Source organism: Gordonia pseudamarae (genome assembly GCF_025273675.1).
GTDB lineage: Bacteria > Actinomycetota > Actinomycetes > Mycobacteriales > Mycobacteriaceae > Gordonia > Gordonia pseudamarae.
In genome coordinates this window covers 3,824,707-3,834,973 of sequence record NZ_CP045809.1, presented here as the reverse complement: position 1 = coordinate 3,834,973, position 10,267 = coordinate 3,824,707, and the positions used below count along the sequence as shown (strand labels likewise).

The 10,267-nt window shown below is 65.9% G+C and carries 7 protein-coding genes; 3 read left to right on the top strand and 4 right to left on the bottom strand.

Features of this window, described 5'->3' with window-relative positions; all coding sequences use genetic code 11:
- Positions 1-380: 380 nt before the first annotated feature.
- From GII31_RS17075 to GII31_RS17065, 3 genes are all read left to right on the top strand, one after another.
- The gene (locus GII31_RS17075) at positions 381-626 is read left to right on the top strand and encodes a hypothetical protein (RefSeq protein ID WP_213244570.1); all 246 of its coding nucleotides are present in this window, start codon (positions 381-383) and stop codon (positions 624-626) included.
- The gene (locus tag GII31_RS17070) at positions 623-1,048 is read left to right on the top strand and encodes a TA system VapC family ribonuclease toxin (RefSeq protein WP_213244569.1); all 426 of its coding nucleotides are present in this window, start codon (positions 623-625) and stop codon (positions 1,046-1,048) included. Before GII31_RS17075 ends, GII31_RS17070 begins: the two co-directional genes overlap by 4 nt.
- A gap of 443 nt (positions 1,049-1,491) precedes the next feature.
- Positions 1,492-1,677 carry a hypothetical protein gene (locus tag GII31_RS17065; RefSeq protein WP_213244568.1) on the top strand — a complete coding sequence of 62 codons (186 nt, stop codon included), beginning with the start codon at positions 1,492-1,494 and terminating at the stop codon, positions 1,675-1,677.
- Between the two features lie 651 nt (positions 1,678-2,328).
- Here the strand turns inward: GII31_RS17065 and GII31_RS17060 are convergent.
- From GII31_RS17060 to GII31_RS17045, 4 genes are all read right to left on the bottom strand, one after another.
- Positions 2,329-3,579, bottom strand: a complete 1,251-nt coding sequence (locus GII31_RS17060; RefSeq protein ID WP_260840067.1) for an IS256 family transposase — start codon at positions 3,577-3,579, stop codon at positions 2,329-2,331.
- 214 nt (positions 3,580-3,793) lie between these two features.
- Positions 3,794-6,319 carry a LuxR C-terminal-related transcriptional regulator gene (locus tag GII31_RS17055; protein WP_260840066.1) on the bottom strand — a complete coding sequence of 842 codons (2,526 nt, stop codon included), beginning with the start codon at positions 6,317-6,319 and terminating at the stop codon, positions 3,794-3,796.
- The gene (locus GII31_RS17050; protein ID WP_260840065.1) at positions 6,316-8,811 is read right to left on the bottom strand and encodes a helix-turn-helix transcriptional regulator; all 2,496 of its coding nucleotides are present in this window, start codon (positions 8,809-8,811) and stop codon (positions 6,316-6,318) included. The genes GII31_RS17055 and GII31_RS17050 overlap by 4 nt, the downstream gene beginning before the upstream one ends.
- Positions 8,812-8,918: 107 nt before the next feature.
- Entirely contained in the window at positions 8,919-10,265 is a 1,347-nt protein-coding gene (locus tag GII31_RS17045) for a lipopolysaccharide biosynthesis protein (RefSeq protein WP_246221929.1), read from the bottom strand.
- Positions 10,266-10,267 lie beyond the last annotated feature (2 nt).

Here is a 10,267-nt window from a genome sequence, read left to right as displayed (position 1 = left end):
GCACTCGTCTCTGCAGTCGGGCGCGACGACGTCTCGGGGGAACTCAAGCGGGTAACTCCTTGCCAACATCAATCCGTACCCGGTCGGGTGCGGTCCCCCTCACATCCGGCCGACAAGTACCAAACAGTACGTCGGGTACTAGGACGTAAGGCTATCCCGACCCATGACAAAAGTCCTAGCCGAGTAGGGCATTTGAGACCGTTGGGTGTATCGCGCATCACACTAGGACGTTGCGCGCGAGCGCTGCACAGTCCAGTTGTGGCGACACGTGCAAGGCGGCCCGACCGTCCTTCGCTCTCGGTTCCCGGCGCCCGGGCGGAGGCCGGGACACCGGGGGCTTCCTGCGGAGATGCGCCGCGGCTGAGTGCTAATATGCTTTTATGCGCACAACTGTCGATCTTCCCGCTGAGCTGATGCGTGCGGCCAAGGTTGCCGCCGCGGATCGCGGCATGACTTTGAAAGAGCTGGTCATCAAGGCTCTGACCAGAGAGGTCGCGGCCGGGGTCAACGATGGGCAACGTGTCACGTTTCCGCTGATCAAATCCGATGGGCCTCGCGTGGATATGACCAACAGCGACATCGAGGCCGCTCTCGATGCCGAGGAAGTGGAGAAGTACACCCGATGATCCTGGTGGATGTGGGTGTCTGGCTGGCCGCGGCGTGGGGACGGCACGTGCATCACGAGCCCGCGGCGCACTGGTTCGACGCACAGACCGAGGACTTGATTCTGTGCCGAGTCACGCAGACCGGTCTGTTGCGGTTGATGTCCAACCCGTCGGTGATGGGCGACGATGTCGTGACTCGTGCGCAAGCATGGCAACACGTCGATGCGATCGCCGCCGACGAGCGGGTGATCTGGGCAGACGAACCCGCTGCCCTGGACACCGTTTTCCGGGCGTTTTCCGCACAGCCTGACGGTAGCCACAAACTGTGGACCGACGACTACCTCGCCGCGTTCGCTCATTCGGCAGGCGCTGGTCTGGCGACGCTCGACCGCAAACTTGCCGCGCGATATCCATCCGTCCGAGTGCATACGGTGCGGCTGTAGCCGGGCCGTGTGCCACCCGCTCCAATTGCTGGTCGCGGGCGTTGCTCATCGTACGCGGAACGGCGACCCGCTGGTATCGAATTGACTGCATACCAGGCGATTGGCGGACTGACGCCAGCGACCACCACCCGAGCATCAGTGCGCATGTACGAGCAACTGCCCTGGCGTCGAATCTGCATGTACTCGGCCGTCACGGTCATGTTCGAGACCGCAGGGTATTCGGCGCTGCATCTACCTCATCATGATCCAGGATGCTCAGGGTCAACGTCAGACATTTCGCACGGCTGGGTGTGCCTTTCATAGCGTCTTCCTGCCCGTGCCGGGCATGTTCGTGCGCTTCGGACGGTCGGTCCACAGCAGACGGGCGGACTATTCTGCACATAACCCGCTTACGTCATTCGAAGGCTCCATCCAGAGTCCGCTGCATCGGAGCCGAACTTATCGTGAATCATGTCTCGATTTCTGCCCTGGATCTTGAACGATCCTACCCTTCTCTGTTGTTTGGCGGTGAATATCCAGTAGCAACCCTTGTTGCACGCGATCAGAACCTGGTCGCCTTTGGCGAAGATCGAGAGATCTCCGTCGTCTTCGGTGTGCTTCATGAGCATGGCAATTCAACTCTCAATTGAATGCGTGAGGATACTTTTTTGACTCATTTTAGTGCCCATTTCACGATACGGTAGAAATTCTACACTAACTATGGAATAGTCCGTATTCTCGGCGTGGATCCAATGTTTCCCGGATCGACTGTGACATCGCTCAAATTCCTGTTGTTGGATCGGCCTGTTTAATCACGACAATTCGGGTTGCGCCCAAGACTGCCACTGTCTGCGGTGCCGACCTGCCCGGTGTGATGTGGAGGTGGCCGTACGGTTGGCCGGGAAGCGTGGTGGTTGCGGTGGGGTGCCGGCGGGATGCCAGTGGAGTGCCGGGCATGATTCTTGTGCGAGACGCGCATTCGGACACACTCCAGGGATAGTTCGATGAAGCTTCCTCAATGATCACCGGTGCCGTCGGGCGGCGATATGTGAGCCGACTACCTATTTTCCTCCGACGACTACTCAATTGTGCGATATGTGCAGGTGGAGGCGTGGTTATCGCGACAGTTGCATCTGTTCGGGATACAGTCCGAACGTACGGTTCGGGGGATGCGCGACTGACCGTAGGGACGCTTTCGACGGCTTGGGCGCGGTGCTGTTCGTCGCGATCGATAGCGACCGCACGTCGCTCAGGTCAAGTCCCGCGTAGTGGTGTAACTGGTTGTGGTCCTTCGTAGGTGGTCAGGCGGGTAGTTGGATCAGTGGGTCGGTGTTCACCTCCGGTGTGTGGTCGGTGTCGGTGACGGTCAGTCGGCAACGGCTGAGCACTTCGAGGCCGAGGTAGCGGCGGCCTTCGGCCCATTCGTCGGTCTGCTCGGCGAGCACTGCGCCAATGAGACGGACGATGGCATCGCGGTTCGGGAAGATGCCTACGACGTCGGTGCGGCGCCGGATCTCGCGGTTGAGTCGTTCTGTGGGGTTGTTGGACCAGATCTGGCGCCACACGTCATCAGGAAACGCGGCGAATGCCAGCAGGTCTTCACGGGCGTCACCGAGGTGTTCGGCCACTTCGGGTAGGCGGTCTTCGGTGTATTCGAGCAGCCGGTCGAACTGGGCGTTCACCGCACCAGCAGTGGGTTGGTCATAGACGCTGTGCAGCATGGCCTTGACCGCTGGCCACATCGACTTCGGACACACCGCCATCAGATTCGCCGCGTAATGGGTGCGGCAGCGTTGCCAGGCAGCTCCCGGTAGGTTCGCTGCGATCGCCTCGATGAGCCCGGCATGGGCATCGGAAGTCACCAGGCGAACTCCGCCCAGGCCGCGGGCCACGAGGTCGGCGAAGAAGGTGTTCCACGAGGCTGTGGTCTCACTGGTGGCGACCTGCATGCCAAGCACCTCACGATGACCGTCACCATTGACTCCGGTAGCCAGCAGCACGACGGCTTTGACGACCTGCTTGTTCTCGCGGACCTTGATCGTCAACGCATCCGCGGTGACGAACGTGAACGGTCCCGCCTCGTCCAGTCGGCGGTGACGAAACGCGGCAACCTGTTCGTCGAGGTCTTCGGCCATGCGGGAGACCTGCGACTTCGACAACGAATCGATGCCCAGGGTCTTGACCAACTTGTCCATCCGGCGGGTCGAGACCCCGGCGAGATAGCAGTCAGCGACCACGGTGATCAGCGCGGACTCGGCGCGTTTGCGGCGTTCGAGCAACCACTCGGGGAAGTAGGTGCCCGACCGGAGCTTGGGCACGGCGACGTCGATGGTGCCTACGCGGGTATCGAGGGGTCGGTGGCGGTAGCCGTTGCGGTAGTTGGTGCGCTCTTCGGACCGGCGGCCCCATTCGGCGCCGCACACGGCGTCGGCATCCGCAGACAGCAGGGCGTTAATCACTGTCTGCAGCAGCTCGCGCATCAGATCCGGTGACGCGTCGGTCAGAGCTTGGCTCAACAGGCCGGCCGGGTCGACAATGTGGGGTGCGGTCATCGTGATGACTCCATTCGAGGATTCTGTGAGAGGTTGACTCGAAGGATCACACGGTGACCGCTTCCATACCGACAGCCACACGCTGCCGGCCACGGTCCTGGTCACCGAGTTACACCACTCTATGGGGCACTACTGTCGCTCACGGAGAACGCGTCGACAGTTGCGTGTCACTCGGGGGCGTTCACCGGTGCGGCCGTGGATCAAACGGCTGTGCTCACGAACTGATACGTTCGCGGACTTTCGACCGGAATGCCGTCACCGTCGACGGTCGGATGCCCAAGGCCTGCGCCACCTCGGCGCGGGAACTGCCCGCCTCGGTCATCGCATGGATCTCCAGTTCACGGGGCGAAAGATTGACGCCCAGTTCGGCGGCGAGAACAGCGGGTGACAGAAAGTCGTCGGCGGTGCGGCGGAGCCGGCCCAGTCGCGGCGTCAGGCCGTGTGCTTTGCGCCGCGATCCGCACGCCCGCAACGCCACGATGGAGTGTGCGAGTGCGTCGGCGGCGTAGGGAATATAGCCGAGCTCGGCGAATTCATCGCTGACGGCCTGTAGCCCGCGGGCATCGCCGTCGAGGAACGCGCGCGCATGGGTCGCCATCAGCTGGGCGATCGCGCCCTCACCCCGGTACCTGGGGTCGCAGAGTTGCCGGGCCGCGTCCCGATCGCCGAATCGGACCGACCAGTACAGGTAGATCATGCCGTCGGCGACCTGCTGGTGGGAGAACAAAATCGCGGCCGCAGAGCGGAAACAGTCGATCGGCGCGGAAATCTCGCCGCCGGCAGCACGGACGAACCCGTCGCACTGAATCAGGTTCACCTCGGTCCAGTCGTCGATGTGGAAGGTCATCGATTCGCACTGCTGCCGGGCCCATCGCGCGCCGTCCACGTCACCGAACATCGCCCGGACCCCGGCCAGCGATGCCGCGACACCACGACCCAGCCCGCTACGGTCGTCGGCGGGCAGCGCGTGCAGACTGTCCAGGGCCAGACGCTGCGCCTTGCCGAACCGGCCCTCCGCGATGGCCACCAGCGTTGATGTCGAACACGCTACCGCACGCGGAAGTGACTGGAGTGCAACATTGTCGGCGAATCGGTCCGCCACAGCCCGTGCCTCGTCGAGTCGGCCCCGGGCGATGTGGATGAGGGTGACGGTGCGGAGTGCGCCGACGCCTACGAGGGGACCGACCGCAGCCGACAAGTGCACCGCGTCCTCGCCGATGACCGTCGGTCGATGGGTCTCACCGAGTCTGCGCAGCACTTCGGCCTCGACGTAACGGGCCAGCGCAACCCACACCATGTCATCCCACTCACCTGTCAAACACGCACGTGCACTGGACAATGCCTCAGCGAGTCGGCCGGCGTTGAGCGTGACTATCGCCCGCATGGCGTGGGTAGCCCCGCGCAGCGGCGGCAGTGCGATCAGCGGGCACAACTCGTCCAGCAGCCTCAATGAACGAGTGTGCTCACCGATGGCGGCCGAATAGTGCACGCACGCCGTCACCAGGTACGTGGCAAGTCCCACTTCGTCGAGAGTGTCGACATCAATATCATCGAGCAGTCGTCGCGCGCGGACCGCATCGCCCTGGGCGGCCACCGCACGAACCTGTTGGCAACGGGCGAACGGTGAGGAATCAACCGATGCCGCCAACGACGCCAGCCGCTCGGACAACACGAACTGACCGTTGTTGAACGCAGTTGCCGCGGCGTCGAGATTCGCCTGCGCGGGCAGTGGCCGACCGATCTCGTCGGCAAGCCGGGCCCGGTGCAACGCGGCGACCGGGGTGGTTGCCGTCGCCAGTACATCCACCAATTCGGCGGTGAGCTGGGCGCGGCGCAGCCGGCCGAGTCGGCTGTACACCACGTCACCGATGATCGCGTGTGCCGGGTATACCACCGCACCGGTGGTGGTCACCAGATCGGCAGGAGCGGATGTGGCGGTATCGCCGAGGCCGAGTGCGGACACCATCGCCATCGACAGCGGATTGAGAATACTGAGAAACTCCAACAGTTTTCGGGTGTTCGGACCGGCCGTGTCCACGGCGGCCCCGACGATCGCGCCCAGTTCCGGGGTGACAACAAACTCCCGTCTCAGGAAGTACGTTCCGTCTGGCCGCCGATCGAGCGCGCCGACCGAACCGGTGACCAGATGCCGGACATAGAACGGGTTGCCCTCGCACTCGGCGTGAATCCGCGCCACATCTGCGTAATCCATCGGTGCGAGCAGGAAGTCGCCAATCACTGTGGCGACTTCATCGACCGACAGCGGGTCCGGCGTCACGTGCACCGCCCGTGTCACCGTCAGTGCCGCCACCAGGGCCGGGTCGACGTCGGCGAGGGTCGTCGATCGGCTCATCACCACCACTCCGGGTGCCGCACCGGCCCGGACCAACTGCGCGAGCACCGTTGCCGACGCCGTGTCGAGCTGATCGGCGCCCTCGACGGCCAGTATCGCCTCGCGTTCGGTCAGGCGTTCGGTGAGAGCGGCGAGAACCGCTCGCACGTCACCTAGTCCGTCTATCGGAACGACCGGAACGAGCGCGCCGAAGGCGTTGTCGCGTAAGGACTCTGATCCGATCACCCAGTCGATTGCCGACCCGCGTCCGGTCAGCGCGGCCCTTGTCAGACTGGTCTTGCCGATTCCCGCCGGCCCGGTGACCACCACCGGGCGCCGGTCATGCACCGCGGTGATGATGGTGCGTGCTTCGGCCGGTCGCGGCAGATACGGCCACACCCGGCTCACGCCGAAGGACTCCATATGTGCGCGGCCTCTCCGCGGGAGCGCACACCGAGTTTGGCGCACACCCGCAACACGTGCCCCTCGACGGTGCGCACCGACAACTCGAGCTGGTCGGCGATCTCCTTGTTGGACAACCCCCGACACACCAGCTCGATGATCTGCTTCTCCCTCCTGGTCAGTCGGGCGCCGTCCTCGATGCGCTGTTGCGCCGGTGATCTCAGTCGATCGAAGCGGGCGGACAGTAGCCGGGCCTGGGTCCGGGCCGCGTACGCACCCGGTCCGTCGTGGGCATCGTCGAACGCTTCGGCGGCCTGTGCGGCGGCGTCGGCGGCGGTCGGCAGGTTGCCTGCCGTCTCGAAGTCCCTGGCGACGGCCCGCAGTGCTTCGCCGTCCTGGTGCTGCCAGGCATCGGCGTAATGCACTGTCAGTGCAAATCTGCTGAGCGGATTGTGTCGTCGGGCAAGGTCGCGCAGAGCGGTCGGTACGCAGGCTTCGTCGGGGTGGCACAGCCGGGTGGCCAGTTCGCTGCAATCGGCGGCAACCGCGGGTGCGCCGCCGGCGACGGCATCATGTGCGGCGTCCTGCAACATCGCCACCGCGTCGTCGATCCTGTTGTCGGCCACCATCACCCACGCGCGATTGGTGACATCCATCGAGGTGAACGAGGTGACCGTAGAACCTCCGGGTACAGGCGATGCCGACACCGCGAACTCGGTGTCGATTGTTCCCGATTCCATCGCCGATATGCGGGCGATCAACCCTGTGAACAGTTGTCGGCCCACCGAGTCGACGAAGATCTCGGCTCCCTCGTGCAGACCGGCACGCGCCTGCGCGAACTGACCGGATTCGGCGTACGTGGCGGCGGCCACGAGTGCGGCCATCGCACGCACTCGCGGCGGGGCAGTGCGGGTGTCTTCGATGAGCCGGTCGGCACTGGCGCAGGCACGGGCCACATCCCCGCACATACGCAGCGCCATGACACGAGTGCCACGCATATAGAGGTTGAGCATTGCGTCCGAGGTCGTCGGCCCGGGACCTGTGCCGACCGGGTCGGCGAGCGCCAGAATGGCCCGGACCGTGTCGATATCGCCGGCGACGGCGAATGCGTTCGCGTACAGCGCGGCGATCCACGTTCCGACGATGGTGTCGGCGGCCAGTGCCCTGGTGACCGCCGCGCACGGGTCCGCTGTGAGAGAACGCAATTCGCCCGGACCCCGGCCCGCCCACACCTCGACGCATCCGGCCACGGCGACCAGCGCGGGGAATCTCGGGGTCGATGCTGCCAGCAGCTCGCGCAGCTTCGCCACATCCGCCAGATGCAGTGCGGCCCAACCCACCGACTCGGGCGGGCTGGGACAGGCGCTGCCGAGCCGGATCGTGGTGAGGTGTTCGCCCTGGCGCAGCGCGGCGTCGGCGGCTGCCGCCAGTACATCCGGGTCCGGACGCGGTGTCAACCGGCTCAGCTCACCGGCCAGCATCAGGGTCCGGTCGGTCGTGTCGTCGTCCGCGCCCGGGTCGGTGGAACGGCGCGCGGCCAGCAGACAGCCGTCGGCCAGCCGCTGCGCCCACATCGCGGCGTCCAATTGCCGGGTACCGGACGCCGCCCACGACGCGAGGTACGGTTTGCGTAGCCATACCTGGCGGCGGTCGGCGTCGAGCACTCCGCACTTTTCCGCCGCCACCAGATCCTCCACCGCACACACCGCCAGCACCGCGTCGAGGGGAATCCCTCCACCGCAATGGGACTCGCAGGCCAGCGTGGCCACCGCCAGGGACGCGACCACCTGCTGGACCGGCTCGGGCAGTGCCGTGAACTCCGCACACGCCTGGTCGTGCAGGCGGGGAGTGAGAGCCGGCGTCCACCGGAATACCGCGACATCGCCGGTCTCCACCCAGCAGCGGCGCTCGATCGACAGGGCGACACCTTCGACGAACGCGGCGGGGCTGCCACCGGCCCAGCGCAACAACCGGGACACCCCCGAGGCGGTGGGTGCCCGACCGAGCGCCGCCCGGAGGTAGTCGGTCGCTTCGTCGACGGTCAGGTCGGCCAGATCCAGGCGGGGCAGGTGGCCATCTTTCCAGATCGTGGCGATGGCCGCAGGCGCCGACCGGTCGGGTGTCTCGGTCCGGCAGGTCAGGAAGGTCGGGATGTGGTCGTGAACCGCCAGGGCGTGCACGATGGCCGCGGACCCGGCGTCGAGCAGATGGGCATCGTCGATGGCCAGGGCCGCGGCGTCGGACCGCAGGCGTTCGGCCACCACCCAGCGGGCGGAGTCTCCGGTGGTGTCGGACAGGCCCGGAAAAGCGAGGCCGAGGTTGCCGAGCGTGCCCGAAATCATGGTGACGGGGCCGCCGATCGTGCGTGTCAATTCCAGTAGGGCTGTCGTCTTGCCCGAACCCGGGCCACCGATGATGACGCAGCCGCCGGGGAACGTTCCGCTGTGCGCCGTCGCCCGATTCAGGGCCTGGGCGCTCCGCACTTCGGATAGCGACATCGACACCTCTCACATAATGGGGGGCAGAGCCGCCCTATGGGTAGGTGAAACCGCATTCTTAGCCCGAACGGTGTCCGATCGGACAGGTCGGGGTCGGGATAGGGGGTTCAGTGCCGGGGGTTGGGCTGCGCGGGAACCGCCCGGAGGTCGGTGCGCAGCCGCCGCCACAGCGGCACCGCGATCAACAGCGAACCGAGGGTTTCCACCGCGGCGTACGTCCAGCCGATGCCGGTGATGCCGTGCCGCGGGATCACCCACAGGCAGCCGGTGATGACGCCGACGGTGGACACCACCTGCAGCGCGACCGCAGGCGCCATGGTGCGGTGTACCCGGCACAGGCACGCGAACACAACTCCGGGTGCGCTCGCGATCGGGACCAGCGCCGCCGCCAGCATCAGCGACCACGCGTTGGCCGCGTAGTCGGGGCTGACCAGCCACAGTGCGACCGGACCTCCGACCCCCAAAGCGCACGCGGCCAGCACGCTGGCCGCACCGAACAGGCGCAGGAATCTGCGCAGGAGGGCGGCGAGTTGCTCGGGGTGGGCGGCGGCCTCGGCGATAAACGGCCCGCACACCATCAGCACCGCCACCAGAATCGCCGAGACGATGGTCCATGACACGGTGAAGTAGGCGGTGTCGGTGGCCCCGGCCTGCACCACCACCAACAGCGGCAACACCAGCGGGGTGATGCTGGCCAGCGCCGCGATGCCGAACGTGCTCGCGAAGTAGCTCAGCAGCTGCCGATTGGGCGGCAACGACGGCTCGGTGCGGGACTGGGCACGGACCGACATCACCACCACGGCCTGCACCGCGATCACCGCGACGGCCGCCGTGAGCACCCACGACACCTCGATCGCCGTGCTTCCGGGCATCGATCCGCCGGACATCGAATCGTTCCGGTCGGCCACGGTGATGCCGAGCCCGCACAACACGGTGAGCTTCAGCACGGCGAGGGTGATGTTCTTGACCGCGGCCCACCGGGCGATGCGCAGACCCACGAGCACCGAATCGGCCAGCGCGAAGGCGGCCAGCACGGCCACGCACAGCGGGAACAGCCCCTTGCCCGTGGTGGACCCGAACAAGTCGTCGGCCGGACCGACGGCGATGAAGATCGCGCCGAGGGTCAGTGCGAGCGTCCCGGTCACGACGTAGCCGCGGATCAACAGTCCGCCGGTAAGGCGTCCGGCGAGCGGAAGGAAGCGTTCGTACAATGCGCCGAGACTCAGGTTGGCCAGCGTCGACAGCATGACCGCGGTGTTGATGACCGCGCCGGCGCGCCCCACCTCGGCTTCGACGAAGAAGCGCGCGGCCAGCGCCCAGAACACCAGGCCGAGCGCACTGTTGATCAACCCCGCCGCCATCAGCGCGGTTGAATTGAACTCCAGGCTCTGCCACCGTGACCGGCCACCCGGGTCGGTGGACGGTTCGGCTCCCATGGTGACCTGCTCTGTCACGG

Coding starts and splice junctions, on each gene's coding strand:
- GII31_RS17075 (WP_213244570.1), top strand. CDS start 381: ATGCGCACAACTGTCGATCTTCCCGCTGAGCTGATGCGTGCGGCCAAG.
- GII31_RS17070 (WP_213244569.1), top strand. CDS start 623: ATGATCCTGGTGGATGTGGGTGTCTGGCTGGCCGCGGCGTGGGGACGG.
- GII31_RS17060 (WP_260840067.1), bottom strand. CDS start 3,579: ATGACCGCACCCCACATTGTCGACCCGGCCGGCCTGTTGAGCCAAGCT.
- GII31_RS17050 (WP_260840065.1), bottom strand. CDS start 8,811: ATGTCGCTATCCGAAGTGCGGAGCGCCCAGGCCCTGAATCGGGCGACG.